Below are 15,273 nucleotides of genomic sequence, written 5' to 3' on the forward strand. Positions count from 1 at the left end.
CCCGATGACAGCAGGAAATCGATATGTCCGCGGATCAGCTGCACTACAAGTCCATAACCGAACTGTCCGAACTGTTTCGCCGCAAGGAGGTGTTGCCTTCAGAGGTCACTAGGGCAACGCTGAGCCGTATCGAAAGGCTCAACGGAAGCCTGCACGGATACGCCATTGTCCTCGCCGAGCGGGCCATGGCCCAGGCAAAAAAGCACGACGGCGAAATCGCCAAGGGCATCTGGCGCGGCCCGCTGCATGGCGTTCCGATCGGACTGAAGGACCTGTGCTACACGACGTTCGCGCCGACGGCGGGCGGCACCAAGATTCACGCGAAGTTCGTGCCGTCGTTCAATGCCACCATCGTCGATCGGCTCGAGCGCGCCGGCGCGGTCACGCTCGGCAAGCTCAAGATGACGGAGGGCGCCTATACGAGCCATCATCCGGACGATCAAGTGCCGATCAATCCGTGGAATGCGAATTACTGGGTCGGCTCTTCGTCGACCGGCTCCGGCGTCGCCACCTCCGCCGGGCTTTGCTACGGATCGATCGGAAGTGACACCGGCGGTTCGATCAGGTTTCCATCGGCGACCTGCGGGCTGACCGGGATCAAGCCGACATGGGGGCGGGTGAGCCGATACGGCATTTTCCCGTTGGCGGATTCGCTCGATCATGTCGGACCGATGTGCCGAAGTGCCGCGGACGCCGCAGCGATGCTGGGTGTCATCGCAGGTGCAGATGCCAACGATCCGACGGCTTTGCAGGCGCCCGTTCCGAACTACCTGGCCCGGATTGGAGATGGCGTTCGCGGCCTCAGGATTGGCGTGGACCGCAAATACACGCAGGAGGGAATAGACCCGCAGGTTGTTGCGGCCTTGCTGGAAGCCGAGCGCGTGCTGGCGGATCTCGGTGCCGAGATCCGCGAGGTTCAGTTTCCCTCCTACGAGAAACTCGTCAGCCTGTGGATACCGATGTGCTCGGTCGAGACCGCCGAAGCGCACCTGGGGACCTATCCGTCGCGCAAGTCGGAATACGGTCCAGACCTCGCGCAGTTGATCGAGCAGGGCAGGTCGGTGAGCGGCATCGAGATCGCGGCGATCCATCATGAACGCCTCAAATTCTCTGGCAGCCTGGCGGCGCTGTTTGGGGATATCGACCTTTTGCTGATCCCGACGATGCCGGTGCCGATTCCGACCCTCGCGAAGATGAGTGAGTACGGCGCCGACCCAAACGTGCTGTTGAGTATCTTGCGCTTCACTGCGGTGTTCGACTTCAGTGGAAGTCCGACGATCACGCTCCCGATCGGGATGGCATCGGACCGGATGCCGCTGAGCATGCAACTGGTCGGTCCGCATCTATCCGAGGATGTGCTTGCTCGCGCGGCTCACGCATTCCAGTCGATCACGGACTGGCATACGCTGCGACCACCGATTGGATGACCGCTCCTCATGCCGTCAGCCATCCTGGCAGCATCTCACCGTGTGCTCGATGTCGGTTCGGCTGACAATACCCATGTCCCGCAGGGTCCGATCATCGAACTCCGACAAAGCCGCGACCGCCTTTCTGACCTCTCGTTCTCGTCGCCAATATGCATGCAACGACAGGATGGCTTCCTTCAGTGAGGTCAGCCAGCGGAAGCCGCTTGCATCAACAGTGCAATCAGGTTGGACAACGTCGTGCTTGGCGGACGCCGCGTCGCAAAGCGTGGCGCGCGAAGCGGTGCGCATTCGGTCGAATTCCGCGACGATCAGCATGGCCGAGTGCAAATCCAGTACGGCAGGCCATGAATGCGTGACCAACTGCATGTCGGTAAATGCCACCCGGACGGCCTCATCGCTTCTCATCGCAAGAGGTTCGACCGCGCTCTTCACATTTTGCGACGAATGCTTGTTCAGCATGCACCGTCTCCCTAAGGAAAGCCCCAAGGAGACTCTGAAGAGCGCGCGTTACGGCGTTGTCACCAGCCGAGGAAAAATGGTTACGTTTGCAGCTTGTGTTGCAACACCGCGCACCTCGCTTGGGCCTGACCTCGAGACCGCCTTACGGGATCAAGCGACGTTCGAGCGTTCGTGAAGTCGGCTCCGTCTGAAATCACGTGCGCGAGGTATCATCTCCGGTTCGGATAACTCGATGCCGTTCGCCTTCGCGCGCTCGAACTTACCCGCCTTTGTCCGGCGACAATGATCGGAGCTCCCATCCCCGATAGCGATCGCAGGCATGACCCCGTCAGGAGGATTCATGTCACCTCAAGATTGCGAAATGCCGGAAAACGGCCCGTCGACCACTACGAAGGGCGCTTCGCCATCGAAGACACCCGCAAGACCGTGCAGGAGGCGCGCCGGCTTGCCGCCGCAGTTTTCGGCGGCTCGATCGACGCAACCGCCCAGCGCTATTGTCCGACGCTGTTCGGACGCGGCGGCTAGGCGATCGTTGGCAATATCCGACGGCTGCCTGCCGTCTTGCCGGCCCTCTACCGGCAGATCACGCAATAGTTCGCGTCTTGGGCAGATGCAGGGCTATCGCATATAGTTGTTTGATGGCTGAGAACGAGGCGGGCCTCATGGTTCGAGACGCGCCGCAAGCGGCGCTCCTCGCCATGAGGGTCTAAGATTCCGCCGCGAAATCAGACCTCATCCTGAGGAGCCCGCTAGGCGGGCGTCTCGAAGGATGGGCCGCGAAGGAGCCGCCCACCAAGTTCTATTTCATAGTTCAGACCGCGCGGCTGTGCGTCGCCGCGGATCGTGGAAGGTGCGCGTCGAACGCCGAAGCGACGCTTCGGACCAGGAACTCCGCACCGTGGTTGACCGAGAGGCGATTATTGAACATCGTCACGGCGCCGTCGGCGATGAGCCGCTCAATCCGCGACCGATCGACGATAGCGGAATCCGGATCGCGGCCGTGCAGCCGCGATATCCTGGGGAGATCGACGGCAAGGTCGCACATGATCCGTTCGATGATGTCGGAGCGGAAGCGATCTTCCTCGGTGAATGCGTAGCCCTTGACGGTAGCAAGCCGCTCCTCGACGATGCGCGCAAGATAGTCGCGGGTCGGCACGGCGTTCTGTACAAATCCTTGAGGCATCCGGCCGATGGCGCTGGCGCCGAGACCGATGAGCGTGTCGGCCGAATCGTCGGTGTAGCCCTGGAAATTCCGCCGCAGCCTGCCTTCCTGTTTTGCCAGCGCTAGATTGTCGGTGGGAAGCGCGAAATGATCGAGGCCGATACGCACGTATCCTGCATCGAGCAAGGCTTGCGCGATCGCTTCGGACTGACTATGCCGCCCGATGCTATCAGGCAAGGACTCTTCGGCAATCTTGCGCTGATGCTTCTTGAAGGACGGGACGTGCGCATAACCGAACACCGAGAAGCGATCCGGACGCAGCTCGATGCATTTTGCTACCGTATCCAGGCACGAATCCACCGTCTGTAGGGGAAGGCCGTAGAGCAGGTCGAAATTGAGCCTGCCAACGCCTGCCCGGCGCAGCCGCTCGACGGAGGTGGCAGTTTGCTCGAAGCTCTGCCGCCGATTGATGGCGTGCTGCACGGCCGGATCGAAGCTTTGGATGCCGAGGCTGGCACGGTTGACGCCGCAGTAGCCCAGCGTCTCCGCCATCGGCTCGGTCAGTGTGCGCGGATCGATCTCGACAGCGATCTCGGCATCGGGCAGCACGAAGAACGAATAGCGCAGGGCGCCGACGAGGTCCGCGAGCGTCTCCGGCGACATGATTGTCGGCGTGCCGCCACCGAAGTGGATGTGAGAGACCGGCAGCCTGTGTCCAATCGCCTCGGCGACAAGGAGCGCTTCGGTGCGCAGGCCAGCCGCGTAGATCGCGATCGGTTCATCACGCTTGGTCACCGACGTATGACATCCGCAGTACCAGCACATGGATCGGCAGAACGGTACGTGGAGGTAGAGCGAAGCCGGTTGGCGGACGGGCACCGATTTGAGCCAGCGCCGGTAGTCATCTTCGGAGATCGCCGGCGAGAAATGGGGGGCCGTGGGGTAGCTGGTGTAGCGCGGCAGCCGGTCCTGCCCGTAGGATAGCGCCAAGTTCGATCGCATCTGCCTTCCTCCTCGGTCTCCGCATCATTTATCGGACCCGTGGGGGAATGACTTTGTTCTAGCTCAACCCTCCGTTAGCCATCAGGTTCATACTTGTCGCACCTTCGCGGCGGGTTTGAAGCGAGTGGATTCGGCTTCATAGCGGGTGATCCAGGCCTGCGCCGGATCCGCGGGGACGACCAGCGGCAAGGCTTCGTCGCGCCTTCTCGGCGGCCATAGCAGCTATCTGCGCGGTCGCCAGGCGATCGCGGCGCTTTTCCCGGACAAGGACACCAACGGGAACGCGATCCGCTATCAGGGCGATATCACGCTGTTCGGCGGCTCGGGCGTTACCACCAAATTCGGCGGCGACATCCAGTTGCTTGCACCCGGCGGCCAGGTGGTGTTGGACGTGGAAGGCGAGGTCCCCCGAGCACGGCGGGGCTGGTCACGCAAGGGCAATATCGAGATCTACAGCAAAGGCTCGTCGCTGAAGGTGAACAACGGAGGATACGGGATATGGCAAACTGAGGACGCGACAGCTCGTTATGCGATCGACAACCTCGCGTCGTTAAGCTCGTATTCGATGTGAGGCCGGGACGTGGGCCCAGTCCCGGAAGTGCTGGCGGTCCCCTCGGTGCCGAGACTCCGTGGCGGTCACGAACTCCGGGACAGGACGTGCGCTGCTGAGACGCACGAGCGTTTGCGCCGCAATAAGCGCTCCACTGGCACGAAAAATGCTGAGGCGGCATCCGCAATGGTGAGCGAAGTTCGCCAGACAAACGGAGGACGACATGAGGGCTCAAGTATTGAGAGCGTATGATGAGAAACTCTCCAGTGATCAGTGGGTCGGCGAAGAAAGAGTGCCCGATCCCAAGCTGACGAAATCGACAGACGTCATTGTTCGTATCGGCGGCGCGGGAGTGTGCAGGACCGATCTCCATATCATCGAAGGCGTATGGAAGCCGCATATGGATCCGACCGGCGACAAGCTGCTGCCCCTCATCATGGGACACGAAAATGCCGGCTGGGTCGAGGATGTTGGCAAGGAGGTCGAAGGTGTGAAGAAGGGCGACCCCGTGATCGTTCATCCCAAGATCACCGGCGGCACGTGCCTCGCTTGTCGCCGTGGCTTCGACATGCATGGCCCCGGCACATTTCCCGGCCTCGATTGCAACGGCGGTTATGCGGAATTCCTCTGCACCTCGGAACGCAATATCGTATCGCTGCCGCGGACGCTCGCACCGAAGGATGTGGCGCCTTACGCCGACGCCGGTCTCACCGCCTACCGCGCCGTCAAGAAGGCCACACGTCACCTCCTGCCGGGCGAATTCTGCGTCGTCATCGGCGCGGGCGGATTGGGCCACATTGGGATCCAGTGCCTTAAGGCGATGTGTGCGGCCAGCATCATCGTCGTCGACAAGTCCGACGCCTCGCTTGAACTGGCCAAGAAATCGGGCGCCGATCATCAGGTGAAAGCCGACGGCAACGACGTGGAGGCGGTGCTGGGTTTGACAGCCGGAAACGGCGCGGAAGCGGTGATCGATTTCGTCGGCGAGAAAGGCACGACAACCAAGGGGCTCGCCATGACCCGCCCGATGGGAAGCTATTATGTCGTCGGCTACGGCGAGGATATCCGTGTCCCGACGGTCGATATGGTGATTACAGAGAAAAACATCATCGGCAACCTGGTTGGCACATGGGCCGAGCTAACCGAGTTGATGGCGCTCGCGGACCGAGGCTTGGTTGAACTGGCAACCGCCGAATATCGCCTGGCCGAGGCCAACAAGGCGTTGCACGACCTCAATGCCGGCAAGATCCATGGACGCGCCGTCCTAATCCCCTGAAATCCGAAACGGCTGATCCGTCGCGAGTAAGCAATTTACTCGCGATGGATCCAACCGATGCCGTGAGTGGCAGCGTGCCGATAGCAGGCGTCCGTCAGCAATCCGGCATGCGATTTCTATTGCGACGCAATCATTGCGGCGCACACGCCATGCATTCTGCGTGTCGCACAGATTCTCATTTTGCAATTTCTGTCGCAATTTGCATCTCGATCAGTCGCAGCCCAAGAGCAGCCAAAGGGTTGTAGCGGCTGTGCGGCCGCTCTTCCTTGCCGCAACCATTCAGAAAACCAATCAAGAAAGCCCTCCGACGAGGTGGCACGCTCATTGCAATCCCCGCGTACAGAACAACGCCGACTGGTCCATCACGGGCGAGCCGCGAAAAGAACGAGGGAAGGGATGCCTAGCTGAGGGTGGCAATCTTGCGCACGCGATGACGGGATTGCGATCGAAGAGCCGCCGGCTTTGAAGATCGCGGCAAGTCATCCCCTGAATGCTCCCCAGTGATCCCGAGACCCTTGCCGATATCAGGCGCCCGACTGTGAAGGCGGTCGGGACGCTACCCGTCACGCACGGGGAAGCGCTGTCCGGTCCGTACAGGTCGCGGGCAGGCGGAATATCGATGTGGTTTCTGACCCGATCAGGAGGATACGCCCAATGTCCGGAACTCTGACACTCAACAAGATCACCGCCCAGCGCGGCATTCCCGTCGGTGAGGCAGCAAAGAGGATTGCCGATCTCGGATGGAATCCGTCCTATGTCCAGGAGGCGATGACTTTCCCCACGGACTACAAGATCACGAAGGCGCCGAAGGATCCGATGAAGCAGGTCCTCCGTTCCTATTTCCCGATGCAGGAAGAGAAGGACAATCGCGTCTACGGTGCGCTCGACGCTGCGCTTCGCGGCGACATGTTCCGCAACGTCGAGCCGCGCTGGGTTGAATGGATGAAGTTGTTCCTGGCCATCATCCCGTTTCCGGAAATCTCTGCCGCGCGCTCCATGGCGATGGTCGGCCGCCTTGCACCCGGTGAGGATCTCCGCACTGGATTCACGATGCAGATGGTCGACGAGTTTCGTCACTCCACGATCCAGATGAATCTCAAGAAGTGGTACATGGAGAACTATATCGATCCGGCCGGGTTCGATATCACGGAAGAGGCGTTTGGAAAGTGCTACGCCACCACGATCGGACGGCAGTTCGGCGAGGGCTTCATCACCGGCGACGCAATCACGTCCGCAAATATCTATCTGACCGTCGTAGCCGAGACGGCATTCACGAATACGTTGTTCGTCGCAATGCCATCCGAGGCGGCCCGCAACGGCGACTATGCGCTTCCGACCGTCTTTCTCTCCGTGCAATCCGATGAGAGCCGGCATATTGGCAACGGCCACTCGATGCTGATGTCGATGCTCAAGGAGCCCGAAAACCACCTGCTGATCGAGCGCGACTTGCGCTACGCCTTCTGGCAGAACCACGCCATCGTCGATGCCGCGATCGGCACCTTCATCGAATACGGGACGACCAACCGCGACAAGAACAAGGAATCATATGCGGAGATGTGGCATCGCTGGATCTTCGAGGACTATTACCGCACCTATATGCTGCCGCTCGAGAAATACGGCATCAAGATCCATCATGATGATGTCCAGACAGCATGGAAACGCCTGACCGAGAAACACTACGTCCACAAGGTCGCGCAATTCTTCGCGGTTGGCTGGCCGGTGAATTTCTGGCGGATCGAAGCGCAGACCGACAAGGACTTTGAATGGTTTGAGCACAAATATCCGGGCTGGTACGCCCAGTTCGGCGAGTTCTGGCGGTGGTACGAGAAGCTTTCACGTCCCGGCCAGACCAACATTCTCTTCAACAGCGATGTCGGTTACGTCTATCCGCATCGTTGCTGGTCGTGCCTCGTGCCCTGCCTGATCCGCGAAGACATGGTCACCGGAGAGATCGACGGCGAGCTCTATACGTTCGCGCACGAGCTGGATCGCTGGACCGCCGTCGAGGCGTTCGGGAGCGAGTACCAGGGACGTCCGACGCCCGCGATGGGTCGGTTCAGCGGACGGCGCGAATGGGAAAGCTGTTACCATGACTGGGATCTGGCCGATGCAATCAAGGATCTCGGCTTCGTCCGGACCGATGGCAAGACGCTGGTCCCGCAACCGCATCTGCGCTTCGACGAGAAGGAGATGTGGACGCTCGACGATGTCCGCGGACATGTTTTGAAGAGCCCGCTCATCACCTTGCGTGAAATGGCGCCCGCAGATCGCGAAGCCCACCTTGCCGAGTATCGCAAGGGATTCACGGTCAATCCCTGCCACTAGCCAACCTGGAGGAGCCAGCAACGCTGGCTCCTCCCTCCCGTGCCACTCAGCGGAGGCTCGAATGCCTTTGCGCCGAGGAGAAGTCTATGGGCGCGCCTGCCAACGTCGTTCGACTGCATCCAGTCGGGATCGAATTCGAGGTCGAGGAGAACGAGACCGTCCTGAATGCGGCCTTCCGTCAGGGAATTTCCTTGCCGCATGGCTGCAAGGAAGGGCAGTGCTCCGCCTGCAAGTGCGTGCTGACGCAAGGTGAAGTCGAGCTGAAGAAATACTCGACATTCGCTCTCAACGAAATGGAGCGCGATCAGGATTACATCCTGCTCTGCCGGACGCTCGCATATTCGGATCTCGAGGTTGAGCTGCTCAACTACGACGAGGAGGTGTTGTCGAAGTCGATACCCGTCAGGGAGTTCGTCGGCTCGATCACTGGCGTCTCCGCGCTGACCCATGATATCCGGCGCCTGGAGATTGTGCTCGACCAACCTCTGAAGTTTTGGGCGGGCCAATATGTCGACATCACGCTCCCGGGAGCAGAGACGATTACGCGCTCGTTTTCCATGGCAAATTCGCCGAGCGAAACCAAGGCGCTCGCGTTCATCATCAAGAAATACCCAAACGGACGTTTCTCCTCAAAACTCGACGGAGAACTCGTCACCGGCACCGAAGTCAGCATCAAGGGACCATATGGAACCTGCTTCCGGAGAGAAAACAGAAACGGAGCAATGATCCTGATCGGCGGCGGATCGGGCATGTCGCCGCTGTGGTCGATCCTGCATGATCACATCGGTTCTGGCGAAAACCGTCCTGTCTATTTCTTCTATGGCGCCCGCACGCGCAATGATCTGTTTTACCTCGACGAGTTCGAAGAGATCGCAGCCAACAATCCGGAATTCACCTTCATACCCGTGTTGTCACACGCCTCCGACGACAACGCGTGGGCGGGCGAAAAGGGTTTTGTCCACGAGGCTGTGAGCGCTCATCTGCGCCGCTCGCCTCCTGGCGAGGACGTAGACGTCTATGCCTGCGGACCGTCTCCGATGATCGAGGCGCTGACGCCGGTCCTTCAAATCAATGGGATCGATTCCGACAGGATTTTTTTCGACAAGTTCACGCCGGCCAACACTTGATGGACCAACTGGAAGTGACGCACCGACTACTTTCTTCACCAAAGGGAGGATGACGATGGATACCGTGACAAGTGCCTCAATCAAATCGGGAGCGGCCGGCGCCGCCACATTTCCGGACTCGAATAGTCGCAGTTACCGTTATTTTGAGCCGAGAGGCAGGCGAGCCACGCATTATGAAGACGTAACCGTCGATGTGCAGCCGGATCCCGAGCGATATCTGCTGCAGGACTGGATCATTTCCTTCCCAAACGGCAAAGGCGCCTACACCAAAGACAACACGGCCGCGCTGAGCTCAAACTGGCACGCCTTCCGGGCCCCCGACCAGGAGTGGGAGCGGACGCATTATCAGCGACAGTCCAAGGTCGAGACGATGGTTCAGTCGGTGATTGCCAATGGACGCAAGTCCGGCGCGCCGAAGCTGTTCAACAAAGCCTGGGTCAAGATACTTCAGAATCATCTTGGTGCTTGGAAGCACGCGGAGTTCGGTCTGGCCACCGCGCTGATGCAAGCGCAGCGGTATGGCTACACCCAGATGATCAATAATGCGACGCTCACGAACTCGTCTTACAAGCATCGTCTGGCCCAGGATATCACGCTCTATCTTGCCGAGATCGGGATGGACATTCCGGGGTTCGATGATGCGGCCGGAAAGCGCGCCTGGCTCGAAGACAAGGGATGGCAAGGAACGCGCGAAGCGGTCGAATCGATCATGGGATCGACCGATTACCTGGAGCAGTATTTCGCCACCAACATCGTCTTTGAGCCGCTCGTCGGCGAGCTGTTCCGCAGCAACTTCCTGATGCAGGTCGCGTCACCGAACGGCGACTTCATCACTCCGTCGGTGATGTCGGCGGCGGAGGCCGACTATGAACGAAACCTCGCGAACGCGATCGACCTGTTCCATCTGCTCGCGACCGACCAGAACCATGCGGCCCATAACAAGAAGCTGTTCGAGGGCTGGCTGAGCAAGCACGTCAGCCTCGCCAACAAGGCGGCGGCCGACCTGCAACCGATCTGGTCACAGCCTCATTCAAAGCCGGTGCAGTACGCCGACGCAAGAGAGCAATCGGTTGACCGCATCAAGAAAATTCTCGGCGAGCTTGGGCTCGCTCTGCCCAAGGAGTGAAAGCAATGTCAGTGGCTTCGAGGTCTGCGACCAATCACAACATCTTCCAGAAGATGAAAGACATCGTCTTCGATCGGACCATCTCACATCAGTGTGGCGTCACCATGAATGATAGTGTCGAAGCGCGCGCTATCGCCGAATTCATGGCCAAGAAGCCAGGTGTGACCGTGACCTATCAGCCGGCCCTTATCCGCATCGATGGCGAAGGCAAGCTGGTCTTCAAGATGGATGAAATCAGCGAGATTCTCGGCAAGGACATGACCGCCGAAATCTTCGAGGTGAATACGTCGACGCATTACGGCCGGATGGTCCGGATCGATGACAACACGGTCACGCTGTTCGGAAATATGGAGGAAATTCTCGAATACATCGAGTGACAGGAAGGCCCTCTCGCGCTGGGTGGAGCGGGCTGTTCGTGGTCGGCTCCACTCCCTTTCTCGCATTGATAGTCAGAGCAACATCTCAAAACCTGGAGAATACCATGTTCATCACACCCACCGGCGAGAAGGTCTTTGTCATCGATGGGCATACGCATTTCTGGGATGGCAGCCCGGCCAATCAGCTCAACATTCATGGCAGGCAATTCATCGATTGCTTCTATGCCTATCACACCTCGCTCAGTCCGCCGGATAAGCTGTGGCCGAAGGAGCAATTCGAGAAGTATACCGCGGAGCAGATGTATCACGATCTGTTCGTCGACGGGCCGGACGATATGGCCATCGTGCAGTCAACCTATCTGACGGAGTTCTACAGGAACGGCTTCAACACGATCGACCGTAACGCCGAGATGGCGAAGAAGTACCAGGATCGTTTCATCGTCAACGGCGCCTTTGATCCGCGAGATGGCGAACGTGCGCTCGAATATATTCACTACATGAAGGAGACCTTCGGCATAAAGGGCGTAAAACTGTACACGGCGGAGTGGAAGGGTGAGTCCCGTGGCTGGAAGCTGACCGACGCAAATGCCTATCGGTGCTTCGAGCTCTGCCAGAAGCTCGGCATTACCAACATCCACGTCCACAAGGGGCCGACCATCATTCCGCTCGATAAGGATGCGTTCGACGTGCATGACGTCGATCATGCTGCGACGGATTTCCAGGGGCTCAACTTCATCATCGAGCATTGCGGACTGCCGAGGCTGGATGATTTCTGCTGGATTGCCGTCCAGGAGACCAACGTCTATGGCGGTCTGGCGGTCGCGCTCCCATTCATCCATGGCCGCCCGCGCTATTTTGCCGAGGTCATCAGCGAGCTGCTATTTTGGCTCGGCCCGGACAAGCTGCTGTTTGGCAGCGATTACGCCATCTGGACGCCACGCTGGCTGGTGGAGAAATTCTGGAATTTCGAGCTGCCGGAAGACCTGAAGAAGGAGCATGGCGTCGATCTCTCGCGGGAGGCGAAAGAGAAGATCCTGGGCCTTAATGCCGCGCGTCTCTACGGCATCGACGTCGAGGCGCAGAAGGCAAAGCTCGCCAGCTACGTCCACGCGACGGCCGCGGAATAGCGGCATGGCCACCTTCCTGGAACACGACCGCAGAACCGGTGAGGTGTGGGATCGCCTCGCGCTGGTGACGGACCCCGAGCTTGATGAGCCCGTCACCAGGCTGGGTTTCGTGGAGCTTGTGACGGTGGATGACCAGGGGGGAGTCGATATCGTCTTTCGACTTCCCACCTATTGGTGTTCGGCGAACTTCGCTTTCCTGATGGCCGACGACATGCGGCGTTCGGTGATGGTGCTGCCCTGGGTTCGCCATGTGCGTCCGAGGCTTCAGGATCACATGGTCGCGGACGAGATAAATCGGGGTGTCGCGGCCGGTTCATCGTTTCGCGAAGCGATGAAGGACTTCGCGCCGGGAGAAACCCTGGAGGAGTTGCGAGAGAAGTTTCGGCGCAAGGCCTTTGAACGGCGACAGGAGGTCATGATCCTTGCTTTGCGGAACGCCGGCTACGATGACGTCTCAATCTGCCTGATGAATCTCGAGTCCTACGACCGGTCGGACTTCGGTGAGGGCGAGGGGGCATACCAGAAGCCGCGCTATCGCGAGATTCTCGTCGAGCGCGGTCTCGCGTCGCTTCCCGGCGACAGAGCGTTTGTCACCTGGTCTGGCGATCCGATCGAGCCGCGCGAGCTCGCGCCTCATCTGCGGAGGCTGAGAACAGTCCGGATCAACATGGAGTTCAACAGCGCGCTGTGCCGGGGCCTGCTCGGCGCACGTTATCTCGAACGAGATGGTCGCAGTGCGGAATTGACGCGGACGGGCACCAGAGAGTGCGTCGCATGCCCGGGAGCCGGTTGCGGTCAGCGGCAGCCGGCCGGAGCCCTGGCAGGCGCGGCCGATGAAGGGGCAGGTATGTTCACGTGAAACGAACTGCCGCTGCAAGATGCGTCGTCTAATCGAGATCCGGCAAAAGATCGGACCGGCACAGTGACAGGAATTGGGAGGGATGGTTATGCCGAAGAAACTCTTGCATGATATCGAAGCTCGCCGAGCTCTTGCCCGTGGGGTGGAGAAGCTCGCGGCCGCTGTTGAATCCACACTTGGACCGAAGGGCATGAATGCCATGGTCGATCGGCCGATCGGCACGCCGATCGTCTCGCGCGACGGCGTCACCATTGCGTCGGAAATCGAATTGCCGGATCGTTTCGAAAATATGGGCGCGCAGGTGGTGCGCGAGGTATCCATGCAGACCAACGAGGTTGCGGGCGACGGCACCACCACCGCGATGGTGCTCGCCAACGGTCTCATCCAGAATGGCATTGCGGCCCTGGAGCGCGGCGCCAAGCCTGTTGATCTATGTAAGGGCATCGACAAGGCAGTCGAACTGGTCGTCGAGATTCTCAAAAAGACGGCGATCGAGGTGTCCGATCAGAAGACACTGCAGGCCGTGGCGACGATCGCCGCGACAGATCCCCATTTGGGCAAGCTGGTTGCCGAAGCAGTGGAGCGTGTCGGAAAAAACGGGATCATCAGCTCGGACTATGGACTCACGACGGACACCACTCTCGAGGTCGTCGAAGGCATGTCGTTTGAACGTGGTTATATCTCGCATCACATGGTGACCGACGTCGAGAAGATGGAGGTGGTCTTGGATCAGCCTTACATCCTTCTCACCGATCTCAAGATCAAGGCGCCGGCTGAACTCGCAGGAGTACGCGCGGCGGTGGAGGCGACAAAACGTCCTCTGGTCATCATCGCGGAGGAGATTGCGCCGGAAGTGGTCGCGACTCTCTTAGGCGATGGCAACCGGGGAAAAGTGCTGGTCGTCAATCCTCCCGACTATGGGCATTGGCGGAAGGCGATGATGGACGATCTCGCCATTGTCACCGGCGGCCGCGTGATTGCCCGCGACCTCGGCGCGAACTTGGCGGAGGTCGTTCTCGATGATCTCGGTACCGCAAGGCAGGTCAGGGCCAGTGCCCGCGAAACTGTGATCATACGCGGTGGCGGCGATGACGTCGCGATCGCCGCAAGGCGACAGCAGGTGGCCAGGCAGCACGAATTGGCGCCGCCCAACATCGAGCAGGACAAGCTGAGGGAACGGCTGGCAAAGCTATCGGGGGGAACGGCCGTAATCCTTGCCGGTGGCGTGACGCCTGTTGAGCAGAAACGGACGATTCAGCTCATCGATGACGCGCTGAGTGCGACGCGCGCTGCGGCGGAGGAAGGGATCGTGGCCGGTGGCGGCACGGCGCTCGCCCAATGTGCGCCCGTGGTCGCCAGGGTTCTCGGTAACATCAACGGTGATCTTGGCGAGGGCATTCGGCTCGTCCGCGAAACCCTGTCGCGTCCAGCGGCATTCATTGCGAGAAATGCCGGACACAATCCCGACCGCATCGTTGCCGAGCTTCTCGGCTCACCGGCCGGCACCGGCTTCGATGCAGCAAGCGGTGCATTCACCGACATGATCGCGGCCGGCATCGTGGATCCCGTACGTGTCACCTACACGGCGTTGCAAAACGCAGCGTCCGTGGCGACGCTGGTCCTGACCACGAATACGCTGGTCGCCGATGTGCCGGAGTATGTCGATCCGACTGCCGGACCTGCCCTCGGAGGTGGGGCAGAAAGGCTCGGGCGCGCATAGTCAAGGCTGGCGTCTCGCAAGGCGCATAGGCTGCGGTCTGATCGATCCGATCGCTGCCGCGGCCAATTTGGAGAGTGACAAGGACCAAGAAGGCATTACAATCTTCAAACTTTGGTGGACCGATAAGAGGCGATGCGACAAGCCTCAGCCGCCAAGCCGGAGGGGAACGCACATGGTCGAGATCATCTCGAAGCGGGAAGGTCCTCGGAAGGAAGATGTCGCGGCAAAGCAATTTCTTCGGAAGAACCGGGCAGCAATCGAGGGCATTGCCGACCACCTGACGGGTGGACGTTGGCGGCAGGCGCGCAACCCCGCTCATGCACCAGAGCCCGAGCGGTCTGGCAAGCTCTGGTATATCCCGCCGGGGCGTGCCGCAGAGCTGGAACCCTATGTGCGGATCAGCCTCAATGGGCGCGTCGTCGTCGCCGATCTCGCATCAGGAAGACAAATCCATTTCCTCGGCGAGTTGAGAGGCGAGCGTCAGTCGCGCCGTCTGGCACTTGCGACAGCGCAGAATGGATTTTTTGTACCCCTGGAAGACCACCTGCATGCTGCGCTCGCAGATCTCGAGGGGTTGAGCATCCCGGATGAAGCGTCGGAGCAGCGCCTGGAGCAGGAATTGGCAACCCGTCTCGGTCTGAGCGTGGTGGGGCAGGGGAGCGAATAAGGAATACGCGGAGCGGCCGCAGGAAGACGGTTTCAAGGGAAGCGTTGCCCGGGAGCCATACGGGCCGGA

13 protein-coding genes and 1 pseudogene are annotated in these 15,273 nt (G+C 60.0%); 12 read left to right on the forward strand and 2 right to left on the reverse strand.

Features of this window, described 5'->3' with window-relative positions; genetic code table 11:
- Window positions 1-23 precede the first annotated feature (23 nt).
- Complete coding sequence (locus I6F35_RS05550; protein WP_225116651.1) at window positions 24-1,427, forward strand: amidase; 1,404 nt, start codon at window positions 24-26, stop codon at window positions 1,425-1,427.
- A 15-nt stretch (window positions 1,428-1,442) separates the two neighbouring features.
- Here I6F35_RS05550 and I6F35_RS05555 read toward each other — a convergent pair whose 3' ends face one another.
- The gene (locus I6F35_RS05555) at window positions 1,443-1,886 is read right to left on the reverse strand and encodes a DUF1127 domain-containing protein (RefSeq protein ID WP_225116652.1); all 444 of its coding nucleotides are present in this window, start codon (window positions 1,884-1,886) and stop codon (window positions 1,443-1,445) included.
- Between the two features lie 378 nt (window positions 1,887-2,264).
- Here I6F35_RS05555 and I6F35_RS05560 point away from each other — a divergent pair.
- Window positions 2,265-2,480, forward strand: a pseudogene (locus I6F35_RS05560) (protein norD); the annotation flags it as partial.
- 217 nt (window positions 2,481-2,697) lie between these two features.
- On the opposite strand, the gene hemN reads toward I6F35_RS05560, so the two are convergent.
- On the reverse strand, window positions 2,698-4,050 hold the full coding sequence (gene hemN / locus I6F35_RS05565) for an oxygen-independent coproporphyrinogen III oxidase (protein ID WP_225116653.1): 1,353 nt from the start codon (window positions 4,048-4,050) through the stop codon (window positions 2,698-2,700).
- Window positions 4,051-4,195: 145 nt separating this feature from the next.
- On the opposite strand from hemN, the gene I6F35_RS05570 reads away from it, so the two are divergent.
- From I6F35_RS05570 to I6F35_RS05615, 10 genes are all read left to right on the forward strand, one after another.
- On the forward strand, window positions 4,196-4,621 hold the full coding sequence (locus I6F35_RS05570) for a hypothetical protein (RefSeq protein ID WP_225116654.1): 426 nt from the start codon (window positions 4,196-4,198) through the stop codon (window positions 4,619-4,621).
- Window positions 4,622-4,823: 202 nt separating this feature from the next.
- Window positions 4,824-5,876 carry an NAD(P)-dependent alcohol dehydrogenase gene (locus I6F35_RS05575; protein WP_249792390.1) on the forward strand — a complete coding sequence of 351 codons (1,053 nt, stop codon included), beginning with the start codon at window positions 4,824-4,826 and terminating at the stop codon, window positions 5,874-5,876.
- 654 nt (window positions 5,877-6,530) lie between these two features.
- Complete coding sequence (locus I6F35_RS05580; protein WP_225116656.1) at window positions 6,531-8,201, forward strand: aromatic/alkene/methane monooxygenase hydroxylase/oxygenase subunit alpha; 1,671 nt, start codon at window positions 6,531-6,533, stop codon at window positions 8,199-8,201.
- A gap of 86 nt (window positions 8,202-8,287) precedes the next feature.
- Complete coding sequence (locus I6F35_RS05585) at window positions 8,288-9,328, forward strand: 2Fe-2S iron-sulfur cluster-binding protein (RefSeq protein WP_225116657.1); 1,041 nt, start codon at window positions 8,288-8,290, stop codon at window positions 9,326-9,328.
- 55 nt (window positions 9,329-9,383) lie between these two features.
- Window positions 9,384-10,454 carry an aromatic/alkene monooxygenase hydroxylase subunit beta gene (locus I6F35_RS05590; protein ID WP_225116658.1) on the forward strand — a complete coding sequence of 357 codons (1,071 nt, stop codon included), beginning with the start codon at window positions 9,384-9,386 and terminating at the stop codon, window positions 10,452-10,454.
- 5 nt (window positions 10,455-10,459) lie between these two features.
- Window positions 10,460-10,831 carry an MmoB/DmpM family protein gene (locus I6F35_RS05595; RefSeq protein WP_225116659.1) on the forward strand — a complete coding sequence of 124 codons (372 nt, stop codon included), beginning with the start codon at window positions 10,460-10,462 and terminating at the stop codon, window positions 10,829-10,831.
- A 104-nt stretch (window positions 10,832-10,935) separates the two neighbouring features.
- Window positions 10,936-11,958 carry an amidohydrolase family protein gene (locus I6F35_RS05600; protein ID WP_225116660.1) on the forward strand — a complete coding sequence of 341 codons (1,023 nt, stop codon included), beginning with the start codon at window positions 10,936-10,938 and terminating at the stop codon, window positions 11,956-11,958.
- Between the two features lie 4 nt (window positions 11,959-11,962).
- Window positions 11,963-12,817, forward strand: coding sequence for an iron-sulfur cluster assembly protein (locus I6F35_RS05605; protein WP_225116661.1), 855 nt, complete (start codon window positions 11,963-11,965; stop codon window positions 12,815-12,817).
- Between the two features lie 88 nt (window positions 12,818-12,905).
- Window positions 12,906-14,537, forward strand: a complete 1,632-nt coding sequence (locus I6F35_RS05610) for a molecular chaperone GroEL (protein WP_225116662.1) — start codon at window positions 12,906-12,908, stop codon at window positions 14,535-14,537.
- Between the two features lie 172 nt (window positions 14,538-14,709).
- On the forward strand, window positions 14,710-15,204 hold the full coding sequence (locus I6F35_RS05615; RefSeq protein ID WP_225116663.1) for a hypothetical protein: 495 nt from the start codon (window positions 14,710-14,712) through the stop codon (window positions 15,202-15,204).
- Window positions 15,205-15,273: the final 69 nt, after the last annotated feature.

The organism is Bradyrhizobium sp. BRP22 (assembly GCF_020194175.1).
Lineage (GTDB): Bacteria > Pseudomonadota > Alphaproteobacteria > Rhizobiales > Xanthobacteraceae > Bradyrhizobium.

Bases quoted from the DNA above. Each gene is read 5' to 3' on its own strand.
- I6F35_RS05550 (WP_225116651.1), top strand. From the start codon at position 24: ATGTCCGCGGATCAGCTGCACTACAAGTCCATAACCGAACTGTCCGAA.
- I6F35_RS05555 (WP_225116652.1), bottom strand. From the start codon at position 1,886: ATGCTGAACAAGCATTCGTCGCAAAATGTGAAGAGCGCGGTCGAACCT.
- hemN (WP_225116653.1), bottom strand. From the start codon at position 4,050: ATGCGATCGAACTTGGCGCTATCCTACGGGCAGGACCGGCTGCCGCGC.
- I6F35_RS05575 (WP_249792390.1), top strand. From the start codon at position 4,824: ATGAGGGCTCAAGTATTGAGAGCGTATGATGAGAAACTCTCCAGTGAT.
- I6F35_RS05580 (WP_225116656.1), top strand. From the start codon at position 6,531: ATGTCCGGAACTCTGACACTCAACAAGATCACCGCCCAGCGCGGCATT.
- I6F35_RS05585 (WP_225116657.1), top strand. From the start codon at position 8,288: ATGGGCGCGCCTGCCAACGTCGTTCGACTGCATCCAGTCGGGATCGAA.
- I6F35_RS05590 (WP_225116658.1), top strand. From the start codon at position 9,384: ATGGATACCGTGACAAGTGCCTCAATCAAATCGGGAGCGGCCGGCGCC.
- I6F35_RS05595 (WP_225116659.1), top strand. From the start codon at position 10,460: ATGTCAGTGGCTTCGAGGTCTGCGACCAATCACAACATCTTCCAGAAG.
- I6F35_RS05600 (WP_225116660.1), top strand. From the start codon at position 10,936: ATGTTCATCACACCCACCGGCGAGAAGGTCTTTGTCATCGATGGGCAT.
- I6F35_RS05605 (WP_225116661.1), top strand. From the start codon at position 11,963: ATGGCCACCTTCCTGGAACACGACCGCAGAACCGGTGAGGTGTGGGAT.
- I6F35_RS05610 (WP_225116662.1), top strand. From the start codon at position 12,906: ATGCCGAAGAAACTCTTGCATGATATCGAAGCTCGCCGAGCTCTTGCC.
- I6F35_RS05615 (WP_225116663.1), top strand. From the start codon at position 14,710: ATGGTCGAGATCATCTCGAAGCGGGAAGGTCCTCGGAAGGAAGATGTC.